We start from the raw sequence: 19580 nt of genomic DNA, 5'->3' as shown, positions 1-19580 counted from the left end.
CCTCAGTAGTGGAGTAACCACCACGGGGTGATCTCAATCATCTTCTTATGCACCCGCACAGTTGGTGATCATGAGACCACCTGGACGGAGTCGCCGATCGACAGGTTGCTGAAGTAGTACTGGGCCGACGGCGGGTCGAGGTGGATGCAGCCGTGCGACGGCACGGTCAGCGAGCCTTCGTGGAACGCGATGCCGCTCTCGGTGAAGTACGTCGACCACGGCATCGCCGCGTTGTACGGCCGGCTCCAGTCGTCCTTCACCTTGCGCAGCACCGGGAAGTTGCCCAGCGGCGTCTCGAAACCCTTGCGCCCGTGCGTGATCGGCGTCGGGCCGTAGACGATCTTGTCGCCCCGCACGACCCACGACTGGTTCGTGGAGAGCTGGATGCACGCGCCGTCGCTGATGGTGCACGGCGTCGGCTTCACGACGGGCGGAGGTGGCGGCGGCGGGGGAGGAGCCTCCGACGACGTCGGCGGGGGCGTGGAAGGCGGCGCTTCCGAGGACGGTGCCGACGATGACGCCGAAGATGGTGGCGTAGTTGGAGTCTCGGCGTGCACGGCCCCCTGCGCGCACCCCGCCACCGACATCAACGCGACCGCCACGAGCAGCATCCTCATCGCGCACCCCCTGGTTGTTCCATCCCTTGCCGAAGTAGACGGCGGGAGGTGTTCTCAGGTTGCAACGGCGAGGGCCCGCCTCCCATAACGAATGGGAGACGGGCCCTCGGAATGCGTTTACCGGGTTACAGGCCGCCCACGTTCGAGCTGACCCAGGAGCGGTAGTAGGCGACGTCCACGTAGATGGACGGGGCCTGGGCGCAGTTCGCGCCGCCACCGGAGCGGCTGGTCGCGCCGATGAGCTCCCAGCGGCCGCCGACCGACTTCACCTGCGGGCCACCCGAGTCGCCGTAGCAGGCGCCCTTGTTGCCACCGGTGTTGTTGGTGCAGATCTCCGACGCCGCGCTGATGCCGGAGCACCGGTTGTCAGCGACGATCGAGGTGTTGAGCTCCTGCAGGGTCACGGGAGCACCACAGGCGCCGCGGACCGGGCAGGTCTGGCCCCAGCCGATGATGCGGGTCGCCGTGCCGACCGCGCCCGACGACGTCGGGATGGTGATCGGGGCCTGGCTGACCGAGGTGTTGAGCTGCACCAGCGCCAGGTCGGCCGACGGGTGCGTGATGATCCGCGAGGCGCCGGTCGTGGTGCCGCCGCTGGTGCGGTTCGTGGTGCCGATCCGAGTGCGGATCGACGCCGCGGACGAGCCCTGGACGCAGTGCTTGGCCGTCACGACCCAGTTGGCCTTGACCAGCGACGCGCCGCAGAAGTGGCTACCCGAGGTGCTCTGCAGGGAGACCATGAACGGGTAGACCTGCGAGGCGTTGGTGCCACCGACGATCATCGGCGAGACATCGCCGTCAGCGGTGGGAGCCGGAGCCGCGGTAGCCGCAGCGGCCGAGGCGAGCAGAGCGCCCGCGGCCACGACGAATGCGGAGAACAACGAACGTGCCCTCATCGTTGAGTTCCTTTCCTGAACCCGGCGCAGGGTTGCCGGGGTCAGGTCGGAAACTAAGGACGAAAGTGACTTGGTCACTAGGGTCACTCGGAGGGTGACCCTCCGTTAACGGTTCACAGATTCACAGCCGCACTACGGCAGCGGCTGCTGCACGGCCTCGGGCAGGTCGAAGTCCACCGAGGCGTATTCGCGCAGCTTGTGCAGGCTGTGGAAGCCGTCGATCATGCGCACGGTGCCGGACTTGGAGCGCATGACGATCGACTGGGTCGTGCAGCCGCCCGCCCGGTAGTGCACGCCGCGCAGAAGGTCGCCGTCGGTCACACCCGTGGCGCAGAAGAAGACGTTGTCGCCCGAGACGAGATCGTTCGTGGTGAGCACGCGGGACAGGTCGTGGCCCGCGCCGATCGCCTTCTCGCGCTCCTCGTCGTCCTTGGGCCACAACCGGCCCTGAATGGCTCCACCGACGCACTTGAGGGCCGCCGCGGCGATGATGCCCTCCGGGGTGCCGCCGATGCCCACGAGCATGTCCACGCCCGACGTGGGGCGTGCGGCGGCGATCGCGCCGGCCACGTCGCCGTCGGAGATGAAGTGGATGCGCGCGCCGGCCTGGCGGACCTCCTGCACGATCTGCTCGTGCCGGGGCCGGTCGAGGATGCACACGTTCACGTCGGACACGTCGCTGTGCTTGGCCTTCGCGACGCGGCGGATGTTCTCCGCGAGCGGCGCGGTGATGTCGATGACGTCGGCCGCCTCGGGGCCCACGGCGAGCTTTTCCATGTAGAACACGGCGGACGGGTCGAACATCGCCCCGCGCTCGGCCACCGCCAGCACGGCCAGCGCGTTCGGCATGCCCTTGGCCATCAGCGTGGTGCCGTCGATCGGGTCGACCGCGACGTCGCAGTCGGGACCCTCGCCGTTGCCCACTTCCTCACCGTTGAACAGCATGGGCGCCTCGTCCTTCTCGCCCTCGCCGATCACCACGACGCCTCGCATCGAGACGGTGTGGATGAGCTTGCGCATCGCGTCGACGGCCGCGCCGTCACCGCCGTTCTTGTCGCCGCGTCCCACCCACCGGCCCGCGGCCATCGCCGCTGCCTCGGTGACGCGCACGAGCTCCAATGCCAGGTTCCGGTCGGGGGCTTCGCGACGTCGTTCCGCGGGGGTGTTCACCATTGCGCGCCTCCATGCGACTACTCAGCGTGCCGGATTTTGTGATCGGCAACTGAATCCTTGCACGGGATCACGCCTGCGAAACGTCCTCCTCGACCACAGCGAGAGCTGCATCGATTCGCTCGCGCGCACCGGCGAGATGCTGCTCACACGTCTTGGCGAGCGCCTCACCGCGTTCCCACAACGCGAGCGAGTCCTCAAGGGACAGCCCGCCGGCCTCCAGTTTGCGGACCACCTCGACCAGTTCGTCGCGGGCGGCCTCGTAACCCGGTGAAGTTTCCTGACTGGCTTCCGAACTCACGCGGATTGACTCCTCAGACGGCTCAGCACGGTCGCGACGGCCAGGTCGTACCCGACCAGCGCCTCCGCGAACTCCTCGCCGTCACCCTCTCGCACCGCCTCGTCGATGAGCGCCTCGGCCTCCGCGACGCGCCGGTACTGCACCGTGCCCGCGGTGGCCTCGCTCAGGTCGTGCAACGTGAGGATCAGCGTGCGGCGGCTCTTGGTGTCGCAGTCGCCCACCATCGCCGTCCAGCAGTCGGCTGCGGCGCGGTTCGCCGCCTCCGCCTTGCTCCGCAGTCCCGTCGCGCAGTCGCCGGCCGCCTCCATGGTCAGGGGCAGGAACACGGCATCACGCATCATCGGTACCTCCCCCTTCCGAGTCGACCTCCGAGCCGGAGACAACCGCTCGCACTGCCCCGTCAACGACGCGTACCCGCAGCTGTGTTCCGCTCGGCGCGTCCGTCACAGAACGCAGCACGCCGTCGGGCCCGTCAGGTGTGACGAGTTGCACAACGGCATATCCGCGCGCCAGCGTGGCGGCTGGTCCGAGGGTCGTCAAGCGGGCTTTCGTCCCCGAGAGGTGGACGTCCTCCCGATCGAGTCGTTGCGTCACGGCCCTGCGTCCCTGGTCGCGAAAACGCTTCACTTCCTCGGAACGCCGCTCCAGTGGCCCGTGAGGGTCCGAAAGTACTGGTCGGGAGCGCAGAGCGTCGAGCAGTTTGCGCTCTCGATCGACCCAGCCGTGCAACGCGCGCCGGCCGCGATCGCGCATCTGGCGGACGCGTTCACTCTCTTCAGCGACATCGGGAACCACCCGTTTGCCTGCGTCGGTCGGCGTCGAACAACGCACGTCAGCGACGTGGTCGAGCAGCGGGGTGTCCGGTTCGTGCCCGATCGCCGACAGCACCGGCGTGCGGCACGAGGAGACCGCGCGGCACAACGCCTCGTCGGAGAACGGCAGCAGGTCCTCCACGCTGCCGCCGCCGCGGGCGATGATGATCACGTCGCACTCGGGATCTCTCTCCAAAGTGGACAGTGCGGTCATCACCTGGGTGACGGCGGTCGGGCCCTGCACGGCGACGTTGATGACGCGGAAATGCGCTCCAGGCCAACGGTTTCGCGCGTTCGTGAGCACGTCCCGCTCGGCGGCTGACGCACGTCCGGTGATCAGGCCGATCTTGGCGGGCAGGAACGGCGGCTTGCGCTTGCGGCGCGGGTCGAACAGGCCCTCGGCGTGCAGCAGCTTGCGCAACCGCTCCAGGCGCGCGAGCAACTCGCCGATGCCGACCGCGCGGATGTCGTCCGCCCGCAACGACAGCGTGCCCCGGTTCGGGTAGAAGCTGATCTTCCCGTGCGCGATCACCCTGCTGCCCTCGGTGAGCTGCAGCTCGCGGATCATCGAGGCGTTGCAGGTGATCGACATCGACATGTCCACGCTCGGGTCGCGCAGCGTCAGGAACGCCGTCGAGCTGCGCGCGTTGAGCTGCGTGACCTGACCTTCGACCCACACGTCGCCGAGCCGGTTGATCCAGTCGAGCAGCTTGCGGGCGACCGTCCGGACGGGCCAGGGGTTTTCCAGCGTGGATTTGGCTTCACTCACGATTGGGCTTTGACCGTCGCGATCCGGCGGTTGAGCATCCCCACGAACTCAGGCCGCGACTCGTGCGCCTTCTCGTAGCGCAGCAGTTCTTCGAGCTGCTCGACGTCCAGGTTGCGCAGGCGGGCGCGCAGCTGGGCGATCGACAGTTCGTCGTAGGTGGGGAGGAACTCGGGAACCTCGGCGATCGCGCGTTCCTCTTCCTCCCACGGGTCGTCGGCGGGAGTTTCCTGAGAAGTCGTGACGGGCGTCTCGTCCTCGTCGAACGTCGCCCACTCCGGTTCTTCCTCGGCCGGGCGCAGTCCAGAGAGGACGTCGTCGCCCTTGATGGCGAGTTCGGTCACATGCTGCTGCACGCGCATGGACAACTGCATTGCCTCGCTGACCACCGTCAACGGGAGTCCGGCGAGCTGCTGAGGCAGCTTGCGCGCCTGTTCGAGGGCGGTCACCGCGAGCCCGGCAGCGAGTCGGACCGGCAACGGCAGTGGCTTCATGGGTCCTAGCCTGCCGCAACTGTGCGGCGAATGCCTAGGAACAGGGCTGGGTACCCTGGACCCATGCCCAAGCGAGTCCTGTTGGCGAAGCCGCGTGGTTACTGCGCGGGCGTTGATCGTGCCGTCGAGACGGTCGAGCTCGCCCTCGAGAAGTACGGCGCCCCCGTGTACGTGCGCAAGGAGATCGTCCACAACAAGTACGTCGTGGAGACGCTGTCCGACCGCGGCGCCATCTTCGTCAACGAGACCGACGAGGTTCCTGAGGGCGCACTCGTGGTGTTCTCAGCGCACGGCGTGTCGCCCGCCGTCCACGAGGAGGCGGCGAACCGGTCGTTGCGCACGATCGACGCCACCTGCCCGCTCGTGACGAAGGTCCACAAAGAAGCGGTGCGGTTCGCCAAGGAGGACTACGACATCCTCCTGATCGGCCACGAGGGTCACGAGGAGGTCGAGGGCACCGCCGGTGAGGCGCCGGACCACGTGAAGCTCGTCGACACCGCCGAGGACGCGGCCAAGGTCGAGGTCCGCGACCCGAGCAAGGTGATCTGGCTGTCGCAGACCACGCTCTCGGTCGACGAGACCATGGTGCGGGTCCGGCAGCTCAAGGACCGCTTCCCCGATCTGCAGGACCCGCCCTCCGACGACATCTGCTACGCCACCTCGAACCGCCAGACCGCGGTGAAGACGATGGCGCCGTCGTGCGACCTGGTGCTCGTCGTGGGCTCGAAGAACTCCTCCAACTCGGTCCGGCTGGTCGAGGTCGCGCTGCAGCACGGCGCCAAGGCCTCCTACCTGATCGACTACGCCAAGGAGGTCGACCCCGCGTGGCTCGAAGGCGTCGAGACCGTCGGCGTCACCTCGGGCGCGTCGGTGCCGGACCTGCTGGTGATGGAACTGCTGAAGTACCTGGAGACGCAGGGCTACGGCGAGGTCGAGGAGATCACCACGGCGAACGAGCGCATCACGTTCTCGTTGCCGCGTGAGCTCCGCAAGGACCTCGTCCGCTAGCGCTGCTAGTTCTCGACCACGCGGAGGGCGTGGGCCATGTCCAGGCCCCACACCTGGATCGCGTCCGCGCCTGCGGACACCAGTTGCGAGCCGTCGGGGCGCCACGCCACGTGCGTGACGCCACGGCTGTGCCCGCGCAGGGTCGCCCACGCGGTTCGTTCGCGCACGTCCCACACGATCACCGAACGGTCGGTGCTCCCGCTCGCCAGCCGGCTGCCGTCCGGGCTGAACTCCAGGGCCTTGACGGCGTCGGCGTGCCCGCGCAGCTCGCCGAGCTTCTGCCAGCCGGTGGTGTCCCACAACGCGATCAGGCCGTCGTCGCCACCCGTCGCGAGAATCCTGCGGTCAGGGGAGAGCGCGAGCGCCCGCACCGCCGCGGAGTGGGTGTGCGGCAGCGCGAGGTTCTGGTTCGGTACGCCGGAGTCCCGGACCAGCACCTCGCCGTCCTCGCGGGCGAAGACCAGCTGCCCGTCGTCCCTGCCGAACGAGATGGCGCTGCGCGGGCCGCTGGAGTCGCCGCCGATGAAGTTCGGCTTGCTCTCCTTCTCCAGCGGCCACACCGCGTCGGGTTCCGCGGAGTTCACGACGGCGATCTGCTGCTCGCCGAACGCGATGCCCGTGATCGAGCTCCCGGCGCGCACCGCCGGTGCGCTGACCTTCTCCCCGGTCCTGGCGTCGAGCACCTGGAGGTCGTCGTTCAGGACGACCAGGTCGTGGTTCGGGCTGAAGCGGCCGGAACGGCTTTGCGGCACACCGGTTTCGATGCGTTTGAGCGTGCGCAGCGTGCTGTCGCGGCGTTCGATCACGCCGGCTTCGTCGAGGGTGACGATCGTGCCGTCGTCGTCGACGGTGAGCGCTCGGACGGTGTAGCCGGCGGTCCGCGGGACGCTGCCGGGAGGCCAGAACCGCAGGGCCCGCGGGGTGAGCACGGCGAGTCCGCCGTCCGGTGAGAACTGCACGCTCCTGGCCGGTTCGTTGATCACGACCGTCGTGATGGCGTTGCCGTGCGCTACGTCCCAGATGTGCGCGCGGCCGTCCTCGCCGCCGGAGACCAGCATGCTGCCGTCGGCGCTGAGCGTCAGGCTGTTGACGACGCCGGTGTGCGCCGGGGGAGTGGCGACCACGGCACCGGTCGCGAGGTCCCGCACCTGCACCTGACCCTCGGTGGTGGCGAGCGCGGCCAGTCTGCCGCCGGGCAGCAACCGCACCCTGGTGATCTCGCCGGACTGCACCTGCAGGCCGCCGGTTCGTTGCCGCGTCTGCAGGTCCCACACCGAGAGGGAGCCTGCGGTCACCAGCGCCAGCACCCGGTCGTCCGCGATGTCGAACGGTCCGTTGATCGGCCCGACCGGCAGTGAGAACCGCACCTTGCGGGTGGCGAGGTCCCAGACGTCGCCACCGACGACGAGCGAGCGGCCGTCCGCGGTGAACGCGACGCCACCACGCGTGCCCTGGCGCTGGAGCACGACCTGGTCGTCCTCCGGGCCCGTCCACAGCACGATCCGGCCGTCGTGCAGGCACACCGCGATCGTGCGCCCGTCCGGCGCGACGGTCCAGGAGTAGACGACGTCGGTCGTGCTCGGGCGCCAGCGGGCCTTCAGCGACAGCGTGGCCGTGTCGTGCACGACCAGTCCCTCCGGCCCCATCAGGCCGACGAAGTCCTTGCCGAACGCGAAGCTCCACCCGCCGAGGTGGTCGAGCTTGCGCCCGCGTGCCGACGCCGACGCGCTCAGGACGCGGCTGCGCGCCTCGGGCGTGGGATAGGCCCGGTAGGCCTCGCCTGCCTTGCGGGCGGACTGCTGGGGGTCGCTGACGGCGAGTGCCTCCGACGCGGCCGCCAGCCGCTGGGACTGCGAGATCAGGCCGAGCCGTTCGACCTCACGGCGCTGCTGGACGGCGACGACGGCGCTCGCGGCGGTGGCCACCAGCATCACCGCCAGTACGGCCGCGGTCCAGCGCAGACGGCGGGTGCGGCGGCGTTCCCGCGCCTTCGAGGCGCCGATGAACTCGCGTTCGGTGCCGGTCAGCTCCGGCCTGGCACGGGTGACCCACTCGGTCGTCTCGGCGAGCCTGGTGCTGCGGTAGAGCGAGTCGTCGTCCTGGCCCAGTTCCCGCCACGTGCGGGCGGCGTCGGTGAGCCTGCGGTGCGTCCTGAGGCCCTCGTGGTCCTCGTCCAGCCACGCCCGGAGCCTCGGCCAGGCCTGGAACAGCGCCTCGTGGGTCACCTCGACGGTGTGCTCGTCCACGGTGATGAGCCGGGTGTCGGCGAGCACGTCGAGCACTTCCTCGCCCACGACCTCATGCCGCGGCACGGGCCGTTTGGTGCCGTCGGCGCTCAGCCGGAGCAGCAGTTGTTTGGCCAGGTGCTGCTCGGACTCGTCCAGCGTGGCGAACGCGGCCTCGGCGCTCTGCGCGAGCGCTCCCTGGATGCCGCCGGCGGACTGGTAGCCGCCGAGCGTGAGGGTGTTGCCGCGCTTGCGGTGCCACGTTTCGAGCAGCGCGTGCGACACGAGGGGGAGCACGCCGCTGCGTCCCGCCGCCTCGGCCACGAGGGTGGTCAGCAGGGCTGTTTCGACGGTGCAGCCGACGGTCGCGGCGGGCTGGGTGATGGCGCGGCGCAGCTCGTCCGGCGTCATGGTGCCGAGGAGCACCTGGGCGTCCGTGAGCGCTTCCGCGAGCCTCGGGTACTGGGCGCAGTGCGGGTAGAAGTCGGATCGGACGGCGATGACGCGGCGGCACTCCACGGCCAGCAGCGCGTCCAGGAACGCCTGGCGCTGCACCTCGTCCTCGCAGAGCGTGAAGAGCTCCTCGAACTGGTCGACGACCAGCAGGTCCGGGAGGAGCGCGAGCGCGTCGGCGAGGGCCGCGTCCGGATCCGGGCCGGGCGTGCACACCACGGCGTTCGGGAACTTCGCCGCGATGCCCGCCCTGATCAGCGACGACTTCCCCTCGCCGGACGCGCCGAACACGGCGAGGAACGGCTGCCGTTCGAGCCTGTCGAGCAACGTGTGCGTGAGCGCCTCACGGCCGAAGAAGCGGTCGGCGTCTTCTCGCGTGAACGGGTTCAGGCCCACGTACGGCGACGGTCCGTCGTTCGTCCTGCTCTGCGCCATCGCGACGGCGAGGTCGTGCCAGCGCCGTTCCCACGCGGGCTCGTCGCCGTGGCACGCGCGGACGTACGCGAGCGCGACGTCGAGGCCCGGCAGCTTCCGGCCGCCCGCCGCGTCGGACAGCGTGCTCGCCGAGAAGTGCGCGCGCCGGGACAGTTCCCGATAGCTCGGCGTTCCCGCGTCGGCGCGCAACTGGCGCAGGTCCGCGGCGAACAGCAACAGCGGGCTGTCGCCCTCGTCCAGTGGACGTTCTCCCCTAGGCATCGAACTCATGCTCGCAGAGTGCGTGCTGGTCAGGGGGTTGTTGTCCGTGATCCGTTGTACGACGTTCTAGGGGGCGATCGCGAACAACGGGCTAGCGGTCGTCACGCGGCGGGCGGGGCCTGCGCTGGCCTGCCGGGCGTTCGCCGCGGGCGGCGCCTTCCGGGCGCGGACGGCGGGCAGGGGTGCCCTCGGGACGCGGGCGACGGGCAGGGGTGCCCTCGGCGCGTTCCGGACGGGGGCGGCGCGGACGCTCTTCCTCCTCGGGCTCCTCGCGGGGCCTGCGGACGGGCTTGGAGCGTTCCTTGATCTCCGCCTTGGCCTCGCGCACCTCGTCCTTGGACGGGCGGTTCGGGTCCTTCTGCAGGAAGATCCGCAGGATGCCCAGCCCGACCGTGACGGCGGTGGTGACGGCCATGACCGGGAAGCTGTCGATCAACGGCCTGCCCAGGCCCAGGGCCATGGAGGTCAGGCCGCCCTTCGCGATGCCGCCGGTGAGCAGCACGAGCAAGGGCACCGTGATGGCGAGGATCAGCGGCGGCTGCACCATCGGCCCGAACAGGCTGCGGCGCTGCACCAGCAGGATCGCGGCCAGCGCGCCCAGGAAGAACACCGCGTTGAACGTCCAGCCGACGGTCTTGCTGGAGTTGATGTCGATGAACGCGCCGATGAGCGCCGGGACCAGGGCAGCGAGGATCGCCGCCCACCACGGGATGCCCTTGAACTCGCCGAAGATCGCTCGGTAGTTCCACGGGACCGCGTCGTAGTCTTCGACATCGTCATCATCGAAAGCTGCTGAACGCTCGCGCAACGCACTCACGACGCACACGGTAGCCGTTCGGCCATTCGGTGTTCGTCAGTCCGCGGCTTTCTCACCCAGAAGCAACCCGCGGGCACACTGCGTGCGTTTTAAGCGGACTGTTCGTCCGCCCTTCGGACCAGTGGGAGGGGCGTAGGAGTGGCGGAGGCGTCCGTCAGCGGCTCCACGCTCGCCCGGAAGCCCTCGAGGGCGTCGAGTTCCCTGCGTCTCGCCGAGAGGAAGCGCTGCAGGTGGGTGGTGGAGAGGTTGACGGCGTCGATGGCGCTGTCGGCGGCCCGGTTCGCCCGGCCGGCCTGCAGCCTGACCTGCTCGACGTCGTCGGCCAGCGCTCGTTCGGTGACCGCGAACATGGCGCTCGACGCGATCACGGCGAACCCGGTCGGGCCGCACAGGAAGACCCGGCGGTCGAGCAGCCAGCGCAGCAGTTCGGGATCGGTGTCCAGGGCCGCGACGACCGCGCCGTCGTTGGGGACGAACATGATCGTGCCGTAGATGGCGTCGGCCCAGCGCTGGTAGCCCTTGCCCGCCAGTTCGGCGGCGCGCGAGCGGATGTTGCGGACGTGGACCCGCAGCGCGTCCTGGCGTTCCTGTGGATCGTCCGTCTCGACGGCCTCGGCCCAGGTGGCCATGGACATCTTCGAGTCGACCGGGACCGCGCGGCCGCCGCCGACGTTCAGCACCATGTCGGGCCGGACCGCGCCGCCGCCCGCCACGTCCGTCTGGAGCGTGTAGTGGAGGTTCTCCCTCAGGCCGAGTGCGCGCGCTGTCTCGACGAGCACCTGTTCGCCCAGCTCACCGCGTCCGCTGACGCTGGAGAACGCCACTTCGTAGCGTTGCAGGGCAACCTGTTGCGCGTCGTAGCGCGCGCGTTCCGAACCGATGGCCTGGAGCGCTTCGTCGGTGCGCCGGACGCTGTCCTGGTAGAGACGCCAGACGAACAGCAGCGCCCCGGCACTCACGAGTGCCAGGACGATCGAGGCGGTGATGATCACTGCGGTCACGGCACCGATGATGCTCCCTCGAAGATGTTGAACTCGATCGGGTGACACGCCGGGAACCCTCCCGGAGATTTGTCAGACCCCGTCTCTACGGTTGGGGCCATGCGGATCCTGCACACCTCCGACTGGCACGTGGGGCGCACTTTCCACGGCCGCGACCTGCTCGTGGAGCAGGAGTCGGTGCTGAGCGGCCTCGCTGACCTGGTGTCTTCCGAGAAGGTCGACGTCGTGGTCATCTCGGGCGACCTGTACGACCGGGCGGTGCCCTCGGCCGACGCGGTGGCGTTGTGCGCGCGGGTGCTGATGCGGATCCGCGCGGCAGGGGCGCGGATCGTGATCACGCCCGGCAACCACGACTCGGCGGCGCGGATCGGGGTGTTCGGGGAGTTCGCGGCAGCGGGCGGGCTGTACCTGCGCACGCAGATCTCGTTGCTGGACAAGCCCGTCGAGCTGGAGGACGAGCACGGGCCCGTCGCGGTGTACGGGATTCCGTTCCTGGAGCCGGAGCCCGCGCGGCACGTGCTCGGGGTGGCGGACAAGGGGCACGCGCCCGTTCTCGGTGAGGCGATGCGGCGGATTCGCGCCGACCTGGCATCACGCGAGGCGCGTTCCGTGGTGCTGGCGCACGCCTTCGTGACCGGTGGGGCGCCGTCGGAGTCCGAGCGCACCATCGCGGTGGGCGGTGTGCAGGACGTGTCGATGCAGGTGTTCGCGGGCGTCGACTACGTGGCTCTCGGGCACCTGCACGGGCCGCAGACGCTCGCGGAGAACCTGCGGTACTCGGGCAGTCCGCTCGCGTACTCGTTCTCCGAGGCGCGGCACCGCAAGTCGGTGTGGCTGGTCGAGCTGGACGCGGGCGGGCTCGTCGGGGTGGAACGGCGGGATCTGCCGGTGCCGCGGCAACTGGCCGTGGTGAGCGGCACCTTGGCGGAGGTGCTGGAGGATCCGGCGCACAAACCGCTGGAAGACCACTTCCTGTCGGTCGTGCTCACGGACCAGGTGCGGCCGATGGACGCGTTGCGGCAGCTGCAGAAGCGGTTCGAGCACGCGGTGCACGTGGAGTGGCGGCCGGAACAGGGCCAGCAGCACAACATGACCTACGCGGACCGGGTGCGCGGCCGTTCCGACGAGGAAGTGGCTTGCTGCTTCGTGTCGGACGCGCGCGGCTCCGAGCCCTCCACGGCGGAGATGGCGTTGTTGCGCGAGGCGTTCGCGTCGGTGGCGAGGGAGCAGGAGCAATGAGACTGCACCGCTTGGAGCTCACGGCGTTCGGTCCCTACCCGAAGCCCGAGGCCGTGGACTTCGACGAGCTGGGCGCGGACGGGCTGTTCCTGCTGCACGGGGACACGGGCGCAGGCAAGACGACGTTGCTCGACGCGGTCGCGTTCGCGCTGTTCGGCCGGGTGCCGGGCGCACGCGGCGACGTGAAGAAGCTGCGTTGCGAGTACGCCGATCCCGAGGTGCCGACGGAGGTGTCGCTGGAGCTCACCGTGCAGTCGCGGCGGTTCCGGATCGTGCGCTCGCCGGAGTTCGACAGGCCGAAGAAGCGCGGCGGCGGTTTCACCACCCAGCCCGCGAAGTGCTCGCTGACCTGGCTCGAGGGCTGGGACGGCGAGGGCATCACCCGCATCGACGACGTGGCGCGCGCGGTCGAGGACATGCTGGGCATGTCGTACGAGCAGTTCTTCCAGGTCGTGCTGCTGCCGCAGGGCGAGTTCGCGCGGTTCCTGAGGTCGGACACGGCCGAACGCGAGGTGTTGCTGGAGAAGCTCTTCGGCACCGAGCGGTTCCTCGACGTGGAGAAGTGGTTCCGGGACAAGCGGGTCGTCGCCGGCCGGGTGCTGGAGGACCGCCGTCAGGGCGCCGGCGAACTGATGCACCGGGTGGCAGAGGCCGCGGGCGAGGAGCCGTCGTTCGAGCCGGGCTGGCTGGAATCCGTGCTGGAGCGGCTGACCTCCGCCGTGTCCGCGGCCGGTGCGCTGGCGGAGGAGACGGCGGGCCTGGCCGATGGCGCGGACGCGTTGCTGGCCCAGGCCCGTGTGCAGGCCGACCAGATCCGTCGCGTGCGCGAGGCCCGCGAGTTGCTGGCCCGCGTGGAAGCTGCGGACTCCGCAGCGTGGTTCGCCGAACGGGACGCGGCCCGCCGTGCCGTCCCGGTCGTGCCGGCGTTCGGGGAGATCGCGAAGCTTCAGCAGTCCTGCGAGTTCGCCGTCCGCGACGAGGCCCGCGCTCTCGAATCGTTGGAGCGCTTGGGTTACACGGGTTCGGAGTTGCGCGAGGACGCTTCGCGCTACCGCGAGGAGGCAGGTGGCCTGGGCGAGCTGGCCGCCGAGGCCGAACGCCAGCAGGCGGACGTGCGCCGGTTGTCGGTGCTGAAGAACTCCTCGTACCAGGTCGAACGCCGGCTGCTGGCCCTGAACGCCGAGCTGGAGGTGCTGCCGGAACGGGTGGCGCAGTGCCGCCTCCAGCTGGACGCGGCCGCGGAGGCTTCGGCACGCCTGGACTCCCTGAAGTCCCGCGCCGACGCCGCGCTGGCACTGCCGGACGCCGGGAAAGCGTTGGAGCGCACCAAGAAAGAGCTGCACGAGGCGATCGACGTCCACCAGAAGGCCAAGGACGTCCTCCAGCAGGTCCGCCACCAGCGCCTCGAGAACATGGCCATCGAACTGGCCGCGGCGTTGAAGCGCGGCAAGCCCTGCGCCGTCTGCGGCTCGCCGTCGCACCCCGCGCCCGCGCAACCGATGCTCGGCGGCGTCGACGCGACTGCCGAGGAGGACGCGGCCGCCGAGGAACAGCTCGCCCTGGACCGCCGCAACGAGGCGGAGCGCGCCGCCCACGCCGCCGAGCTGCGCATCCAGGCCTGCTGGGAGGCCCTGGGCTCCGCCGAGCCCGCTGTCGCGATCTCCGAGTACCGCGAGGCCTACGACCTGGCCCACACCCGTTCGCAGCGGCAGAACGAGTTCGTCGGCCTGGAAGCCAAGACCCGTGAGCTCGGCGCGGAGAAGGCCCAGGTGGAGCAGGACCTGGTGGGCCTGCACACCGAACACAGATCGCTGGTCACCGTCGTCGAGGAACGCGGCGCCCGCCTGGACAAGGCGCGAGGCGAGCACGACGACGTCCTGACCCGCCGCGACCACCTGCTCCGGTTGTCGAAGGCGTTGGTGGAACTGGCAGACCGCCGCGCAGCTCGCGACGCCGCCTTCGCCCGTGTGGAAGAACAGCAGGCCCTGGTGGCGGCCATGGCCGCCGACGCGGGCTTCCCCGACGTCGACGCGGTCCTGGCCGCGGCCCGTCCGGCGATCAAACTGCAGGCCCTCGACGACCGCATCGCGGCCTGGGAACGCGCCCGTGCCTCTGCCTCGGCGACGGTGGAGGAACTGGCCGAGATCGACCCGGCGGACGAGGTGGACCTCGGCCAGGTGACGGCCGCGGCGTCGTCGGCCCGTGCCGCCGCGTCCTCCGCCGCCACCGGCCTGGCGCGCGCTCAGGCGGCGTTGGACCGAGTCGGCGAGCTGGCCGCGCGGTTGCGGGCCGAGTGGAAGTCGCTGGAGCCGCTGGAGGCCACGTACGCCGAGCTGGACGCGTTGACCGACGTGATCAACGGCCGCGGGCAGAACTCCAAGAAGATGACCTTGCGGTCGTACGTGCTGGCCGCGCGCCTGGAGGAGGTCGCGGTCGCCGCGTCCGCCCGGCTGCACCGGATGAGCCAGGGCCGGTACAGCTTCGTGCACTCCGACTCGGCGGGCGCGCGCGGCACCCGAGGCGGGCTGAACCTCGACGTGCTGGACGACTACTCGGGGCGGGCCCGGCCGGCCAAGACGCTGTCCGGCGGGGAGTCGTTCCTGGCCTCGCTGTCGCTCGCGCTCGGGCTGGCCGACGTGGTCGCCAACGAGACCGGCGGGGCGTTGCTCGACACCCTGTTCGTCGACGAGGGGTTCGGGACCCTGGACTCGGACACGCTGGACATCGTCATGAACACACTGGACGAACTGCGCGCCGGTGGGCGGGTCGTGGGGCTGGTGTCGCACGTGGAGGAGCTGCGGCAGCGGATTCCCACGCGGCTGCGGGTGCGGAAGGCCAGGACCGGGTCGACGCTGGAGATGTCGCTGGCGTGAGTTGGCTCTAATCTCGGCCCGTGCTGTCCCATGTGGAAGTCACCGCGCGTGTCACCGTGACCCCGGCCGCCCACTTCGTGTGGTCGAACCGGCTCGACTTCACCCACGACTGCCTCGTCTGCCTGCGCGTCGGACGTGTCGTGCAGCTGCGGCACGGCATGCCCCACGGGCTCTGCACCGGCAACGAGCACCCCGCCCCGATGCGCGTCAGCGCGTTCGACGCCACCGAGCACGGTGCCGAGCGCAGGTTGCGGTGCCGGATCACGTCGTGGTGGGCACCGTTCAACGACTTGATGGAGCCTGAAGTCCAGGCCTCGGAGCTGACGGCGCAACCGTGGGTGCGGCTGAACTACCGCGTCGGCTGCCACACCTGCCGGGACAACGGGGTCGGCGAGTGGCTGGGCATCGAGGGTCACCTGGTCTCCGGCGCGGCGCCGGTGACCAGCTCGTGCCCCAGGTGCGGCACCGAACTGACCACCGGTGCCGCCCCGGAGATCAACCTCGTGGGTTAGTTCTCGTGGGCCAGCAGCCAGCGCTTGACGTCCAGGCCCCAGCGGAAGCCGCCGAGGTTGCCGCCGATCCGGATCACCCGGTGGCAGGGGACGAACAGCGCCGCCGAGTTGCGGGCGCAGGCCGAGGCCGCCGCCCGGATCGCCGCCGGGCGTCCCGACAGTTCCGCGTACTCGGAGTAGGTGACCGGTTCGCCCGCCTTGACCGTGCGCAGGACGTCCCACGCGTGCTGCAGGAACGGGCCGGACCTCTGGCGGACCTCGATGGTGTCGATCGAGGTCAGGTCGCCTTCGTGGTAGGCGACGACGGCCTTGGTGACGTCGCCCAGATCGGGCCGCGAGGTGATCTCGGACGGCATCAGGGAGGCGTGGATCTGGGGCGTCAGCAGGGCGAGGTCGCCGGTCCAGCCGCTGGCCAGCACTGCCCCGTCCGGCGCGACGATCGCGGTGAACGGCCCCGCCGGGGTGTCCACAGTGGACGTGTGCGCGACGCTCATGATGTTGCTGCCTTCCTCGTCAGGTGTGCTCCGGCGTAGGAGCGCCACGGCCGCCAGTTCGGGCCGTGGGAAGCCAGATGTCGCGAGGCCTCGGGGAGCACCAGCACGTCCGGTGCGCCCAGCACTCGCATGGCCACCTCGTCGGCCACGGAGGCGCCGACCAGGGGAGTGAGTTCTTCGGTCAGGTCTTCGATCGAGCGGCCCACGTCGACGACGAGTCTGCCGTTCGCCAGCGCCTCGGTGACGGGATGGTCCCCGGCCGCGTAGAGGTGGGTCAGGGTGCCGTCCGGGATCTGCAGCGGGACGCCCGTGAACGGGGCCACCAGGCGCAGCAGGGTCTCGGCGCCGTCGACGCTGCCCGCCACGCGGATGCCGGGCACCTCGCGGACCAGCGGGCCGATCAGCGGGTCGGCGCCCAGGAACGAGTCGACGGCCATCGGGTCCGCGTCGAGGTCCAGGAGACGGCGGACGCGGGCCACGGCCGCGCCCAGGTCCCGCACGTCGGCGAGACGCAGCGAGCACAGGACGTGGTCGGTGGGGAACGTCAGGCGGACCGTCGCCTCACCGTGCGGCAAGGAGAGGGTGCGTGCGTAGGAGTCGGCGGTCACCTCTTCGACGCCGGGCAACGCGTGCGCCCGGAAGTGGGCGAGCAGACCCGTGGCGTCGAACGGCGGCCGGTACGGCAGGCGCAGGACGATGCGGCCCGGCGTGCCCACCGGTGCCTTGCCCCGGCCGCGCATGTCGGACGGGGTCGAGGCGAACACCATGCGGATCGTGTCGTTGAACTGGCGCACCGACGCGAAGCCCGCGGCGAACGCGATGTCGGCGAACGACAGTTCGGTCGTCTCGATCAGCAGACGGGCCGCGTGGGCGCGGTGGGCGCGGGCCAGGGCCAGCGGACCGGCGCCGAGTTCGGCGGTCAGCACCCGCGTGAGGTGGCGTTCCGAGTAGCCGAGCTTGGTCGCCAGCCCGGTCACACCGTCGCGTTCGACGATGCCATCACTGATCAGGCGCATCGCCCGGCCGGCCAGGTCCGCGCGGAGGTTCCACTCGGGTGAGCCCGGCACGGCGTCCGGCAGGCAGCGGCGGCAGGCCCGGAAGCCCGCGGACTGCGCGGCGGCGGCCGTCAGGAAGAACTGGCTGTTGCGGCGCTTCGGGGTCACCGCGGGGCACGACGGCCGGCAGTAGATGCCGGTCGTGCGGACCGCGTGGATGAAGCACCCGTCGAAACGGGCGTCACGTGCGGAGCACACCCGGTACGCGTGTTCTTCGTCAATGACCATGCCAACGATCCTGCCAGCGGGAACGTCCAATGGCTCGCGGGAATCGGACACGACCGTCGGCTGCCGTAGACTCGCTCACCGTGAGTTTGACCCTCGGTATCGTCGGCCTGCCCAACGTTGGCAAGTCCACCCTGTTCAACGCGCTCACGCGCAACGACGTGCTCGCCGCGAACTACCCGTTCGCGACCATCGAGCCGAACGTGGGCGTGGTGCCGCTGCCGGACGCCCGCCTCACGACGCTCGCCAAGATCTTCGGCTCCGAGCGCGAGGTGCCCGCCGTGGTGTCGTTCGTCGACATCGCGGGCATCGTCAAGGGCGCGTCGGAGGGCGAGGGCCTCGGCAACAAGTTCCTCGCGAACATCCGCGAAGCGAACGCGATCTGCCAGGTCATCCGCGTCTTCGACGACCCGGACGTCGTGCACGTCGACGGCCGCGTCGATCCGTCGAGCGACATCGAGACGATCAACACCGAGCTGATCCTCGCCGACCTGCAGACCCTCGAGAAGGCCATCCCGAGGATCGAGAAGGAGGCGCGGATGCAGAAGGACCGCCGCGCCGTCCTCGAGAACGCGAAGAAGGCCAAGGACATCCTCGACGCGGGCCGCACGCTGTTCGCAGCGCAGTCCGAAGTGGACGGTGAACTGCTGCGTGAGCTCTCCCTGCTCACCACCAAGCCGTTCCTCTACGTCTTCAACGCCGACGAGGGCGTGCTGACCGACGAGGCCCGCGTGAAGGAACTGCGCGAGCTCGTCGCCCCGGCCGACGCGGTCTTCCTCGACGCCAAGGTCGAGTCGGAGCTGATCGAACTCGACGACGAGTCGGCCCTCGAACTGCTGGAGTCGATCGGCCAGACCGAGCCGGGCCTGCACGCCCTGGCCCGCGCCGGTTTCCACACCCTCGGCCTGCAGACGTACCTCACGGCCGGCCCTAAGGAATCGCGCGCCTGGACGATCCCGAAGGGCGCCACCGCCCCGCAGGCGGCCGGTGTGATCCACACGGACTTCGAGCGCGGCTTCATCAAGGCCGAGGTCGTGTCGTTCGACGACCTGACGGCCTCCGGTTCGAAGGCCGACGCGAAGGCGGCGGGCAAGGTCCGAATGGAGGGCAAGGACTACGTCATGTCCGACGGCGACGTGGTGGAGTTCCGCTTCAACGTCTGATCAGCTCAGAGCGGCCGTGCAGAGCGCGGTCGCGTTCGCCGCTGCCGGATCCATGAAGTCCGGCAGCGGCCGCCCATAGGCGACGGCCAGCTCGGGAACGCGGTCAACAGCGGTGGTCCAGCTGTGCGCGGCCAGCCATCCGGCGGGATCAGCCGCGGTCGCCACGAACTCCGCGCCCATGCTCCGGATCTGCTCCAGCGTGCCGGCCACCGACTCGCGGTCGTCCGCCGAGGTGTCCATGTGGTCGAAGGCGAACCGGCTGCCTGGCGCCGACCGCGAGTGGACCGTGTCGAGCAGGCGTTTCTTTTCGTCCTCGGTCAGGTACTGGAGCAGGCCCTCGGCGATCCACGCGGTGGGCGACGAAGCGTCGAACCCCGCGCCGGCCAGGGCGGTGGTCCAGTCGGTGCGCAGGTCCACCGGGACGACGACGCGGGTGCATCGTGGGACGAGGCCCGAGGCGACCACGAGTTCTTCCTTGAACTCCAGAAGTTCGGGGGAGATCCAGCTCGAACAGTCGCGTGCCGGAGGGCTGGTCCAGCCGGAACGCGCGGGAGTCCAGGCCTGCGGCGAGCACCACGATCTGGGGCAGCGCGGAGCCGAGCAGGAAGTCGTCGTAGAAGCGGGTGCGCACGGCCATGAACTCGGCCGCGCCTGGTGGGGCGGCGGGGATCGGCTCGCCGAGTGATACCGCCAACGCGGCCAGTGGGTCGTCGTGCAGGCGGTCTGATCTCGCGGCTTCCACGGCGCGCATCGACGCGACCCA

At 70.2% G+C, this 19580-nt stretch carries 18 protein-coding genes and 1 pseudogene; 5 read left to right on the top strand and 14 right to left on the bottom strand.

The window, feature by feature from the left end; genetic code table 11:
* Positions 1-68 precede the first annotated feature (68 nt).
* From OG205_RS28000 to OG205_RS27970, 7 genes are all read right to left on the bottom strand, one after another.
* Entirely contained in the window at positions 69-617 is a 549-nt protein-coding gene (locus OG205_RS28000; protein ID WP_330271004.1) for a L,D-transpeptidase, read from the bottom strand.
* A gap of 125 nt (positions 618-742) precedes the next feature.
* Positions 743-1513 (bottom strand): S1 family peptidase, encoded by a 771-nt coding sequence (locus OG205_RS27995; RefSeq protein WP_330271003.1) that lies wholly within the window; start codon positions 1511-1513, stop codon positions 743-745.
* 132 nt (positions 1514-1645) lie between these two features.
* Positions 1646-2686 (bottom strand): class II fructose-bisphosphatase, encoded by a 1041-nt coding sequence (gene glpX, locus OG205_RS27990; protein ID WP_330271002.1) that lies wholly within the window; start codon positions 2684-2686, stop codon positions 1646-1648.
* 67 nt (positions 2687-2753) lie between these two features.
* Complete coding sequence (locus OG205_RS27985; RefSeq protein ID WP_330271001.1) at positions 2754-2984, bottom strand: exodeoxyribonuclease VII small subunit; 231 nt, start codon at positions 2982-2984, stop codon at positions 2754-2756.
* Positions 2981-3325, bottom strand: coding sequence for a sugar ABC transporter substrate-binding protein (locus OG205_RS27980; RefSeq protein WP_330271000.1), 345 nt, complete (start codon positions 3323-3325; stop codon positions 2981-2983). Before OG205_RS27980 ends, OG205_RS27985 begins: the two co-directional genes overlap by 4 nt.
* A complete protein-coding gene (gene xseA, locus OG205_RS27975; protein WP_330270999.1) occupies positions 3315-4565 on the bottom strand; it encodes an exodeoxyribonuclease VII large subunit in 1251 nt (416 codons plus the stop codon). The genes OG205_RS27980 and xseA overlap by 11 nt, the downstream gene beginning before the upstream one ends.
* Positions 4562-5056 (bottom strand): lipid droplet-associated protein, encoded by a 495-nt coding sequence (locus OG205_RS27970; RefSeq protein WP_330270998.1) that lies wholly within the window; start codon positions 5054-5056, stop codon positions 4562-4564. Before OG205_RS27970 ends, xseA begins: the two co-directional genes overlap by 4 nt.
* 63 nt (positions 5057-5119) lie before the next feature.
* Here OG205_RS27970 and OG205_RS27965 point away from each other — a divergent pair, with 63 nt between their 5' ends.
* Complete coding sequence (locus tag OG205_RS27965) at positions 5120-6064, top strand: 4-hydroxy-3-methylbut-2-enyl diphosphate reductase (protein WP_330270997.1); 945 nt, start codon at positions 5120-5122, stop codon at positions 6062-6064.
* A 5-nt stretch (positions 6065-6069) separates the two neighbouring features.
* Here OG205_RS27965 and OG205_RS27960 read toward each other — a convergent pair whose 3' ends face one another.
* The 3 genes from OG205_RS27960 to OG205_RS27950 form a co-directional block, all read right to left on the bottom strand.
* Positions 6070-9447: a WD40 repeat domain-containing protein gene (locus OG205_RS27960; protein WP_330270996.1), complete on the bottom strand. Its 3378-nt coding sequence runs from the start codon at positions 9445-9447 to the stop codon at positions 6070-6072.
* 82 nt (positions 9448-9529) lie between these two features.
* A complete protein-coding gene (locus tag OG205_RS27955; protein WP_330270995.1) occupies positions 9530-10255 on the bottom strand; it encodes a DUF6542 domain-containing protein in 726 nt (241 codons plus the stop codon).
* A gap of 89 nt (positions 10256-10344) precedes the next feature.
* Positions 10345-11256: a DNA recombination protein RmuC gene (locus tag OG205_RS27950; protein WP_330270994.1), complete on the bottom strand. Its 912-nt coding sequence runs from the start codon at positions 11254-11256 to the stop codon at positions 10345-10347.
* 99 nt (positions 11257-11355) lie between these two features.
* On the opposite strand from OG205_RS27950, the gene OG205_RS27945 reads away from it, so the two are divergent.
* Genes OG205_RS27945 through OG205_RS27935 form a run of 3 tightly spaced genes read left to right on the top strand, consistent with a single transcriptional unit; the run spans position 11356 to position 15880 of the window.
* Positions 11356-12495 (top strand): exonuclease SbcCD subunit D, encoded by a 1140-nt coding sequence (locus OG205_RS27945; RefSeq protein ID WP_330270993.1) that lies wholly within the window; start codon positions 11356-11358, stop codon positions 12493-12495.
* Positions 12492-15368, top strand: a complete 2877-nt coding sequence (locus tag OG205_RS27940) for an SMC family ATPase (RefSeq protein ID WP_330270992.1) — start codon at positions 12492-12494, stop codon at positions 15366-15368. The genes OG205_RS27945 and OG205_RS27940 overlap by 4 nt, the downstream gene beginning before the upstream one ends.
* A 20-nt stretch (positions 15369-15388) precedes the next feature.
* Entirely contained in the window at positions 15389-15880 is a 492-nt protein-coding gene (locus tag OG205_RS27935; protein WP_330270991.1) for a hypothetical protein, read from the top strand.
* On the opposite strand, the gene OG205_RS27930 is transcribed toward OG205_RS27935, so the two are convergent.
* Positions 15877-16374, bottom strand: coding sequence for a methylated-DNA--[protein]-cysteine S-methyltransferase (locus OG205_RS27930; protein ID WP_330270990.1), 498 nt, complete (start codon positions 16372-16374; stop codon positions 15877-15879). The two genes, OG205_RS27935 and OG205_RS27930, sit on opposite strands and share 4 nt — an antisense overlap.
* Positions 16371-17657 (bottom strand): bifunctional transcriptional activator/DNA repair enzyme AdaA, encoded by a 1287-nt coding sequence (locus tag OG205_RS27925; RefSeq protein ID WP_330270989.1) that lies wholly within the window; start codon positions 17655-17657, stop codon positions 16371-16373. The genes OG205_RS27930 and OG205_RS27925 overlap by 4 nt, the downstream gene beginning before the upstream one ends.
* Before the next feature lie 80 nt (positions 17658-17737).
* On the opposite strand from OG205_RS27925, the gene ychF reads away from it, so the two are divergent.
* The gene (gene ychF / locus OG205_RS27920) at positions 17738-18817 is read left to right on the top strand and encodes a redox-regulated ATPase YchF (RefSeq protein WP_330270988.1); all 1080 of its coding nucleotides are present in this window, start codon (positions 17738-17740) and stop codon (positions 18815-18817) included.
* On the opposite strand, the gene OG205_RS27915 is transcribed toward ychF, so the two are convergent.
* Both OG205_RS27915 and OG205_RS46825 read right to left on the bottom strand, forming a co-directional pair.
* Entirely contained in the window at positions 18818-19282 is a 465-nt protein-coding gene (locus OG205_RS27915) for an SAM-dependent methyltransferase (RefSeq protein ID WP_330270987.1), read from the bottom strand.
* Between the two features lie 91 nt (positions 19283-19373).
* Positions 19374-19568, bottom strand: a pseudogene (locus OG205_RS46825) (class I SAM-dependent methyltransferase); the annotation flags it as partial.
* Positions 19569-19580 lie beyond the last annotated feature (12 nt).

Source organism: Lentzea sp. NBC_00516, assembly GCF_036346835.1.
Classification (GTDB): Bacteria; Actinomycetota; Actinomycetes; order Mycobacteriales; family Pseudonocardiaceae; genus Lentzea; species Lentzea sokolovensis.
The sequence above is the reverse complement of the archived record's forward strand: the minus strand, read 5'-3'. Positions and strand labels throughout refer to the sequence as shown.

What these genes read in the sequence shown, in the direction of transcription:
- OG205_RS28000 (WP_330271004.1), bottom strand. Translation starts at nt 617, where the DNA reads ATGAGGATGCTGCTCGTGGCGGTCGCGTTGATGTCGGTGGCGGGGTGC.
- OG205_RS27995 (WP_330271003.1), bottom strand. Translation starts at nt 1,513, where the DNA reads ATGAGGGCACGTTCGTTGTTCTCCGCATTCGTCGTGGCCGCGGGCGCT.
- glpX (WP_330271002.1), bottom strand. Translation starts at nt 2,686, where the DNA reads ATGGTGAACACCCCCGCGGAACGACGTCGCGAAGCCCCCGACCGGAAC.
- OG205_RS27980 (WP_330271000.1), bottom strand. Translation starts at nt 3,325, where the DNA reads ATGATGCGTGATGCCGTGTTCCTGCCCCTGACCATGGAGGCGGCCGGC.
- OG205_RS27970 (WP_330270998.1), bottom strand. Translation starts at nt 5,056, where the DNA reads ATGAAGCCACTGCCGTTGCCGGTCCGACTCGCTGCCGGGCTCGCGGTG.
- OG205_RS27965 (WP_330270997.1), top strand. Translation starts at nt 5,120, where the DNA reads ATGCCCAAGCGAGTCCTGTTGGCGAAGCCGCGTGGTTACTGCGCGGGC.
- OG205_RS27960 (WP_330270996.1), bottom strand. Translation starts at nt 9,447, where the DNA reads ATGAGTTCGATGCCTAGGGGAGAACGTCCACTGGACGAGGGCGACAGC.
- OG205_RS27945 (WP_330270993.1), top strand. Translation starts at nt 11,356, where the DNA reads ATGCGGATCCTGCACACCTCCGACTGGCACGTGGGGCGCACTTTCCAC.
- OG205_RS27940 (WP_330270992.1), top strand. Translation starts at nt 12,492, where the DNA reads ATGAGACTGCACCGCTTGGAGCTCACGGCGTTCGGTCCCTACCCGAAG.
- OG205_RS27930 (WP_330270990.1), bottom strand. Translation starts at nt 16,374, where the DNA reads ATGAGCGTCGCGCACACGTCCACTGTGGACACCCCGGCGGGGCCGTTC.
- OG205_RS27925 (WP_330270989.1), bottom strand. Translation starts at nt 17,657, where the DNA reads ATGGTCATTGACGAAGAACACGCGTACCGGGTGTGCTCCGCACGTGAC.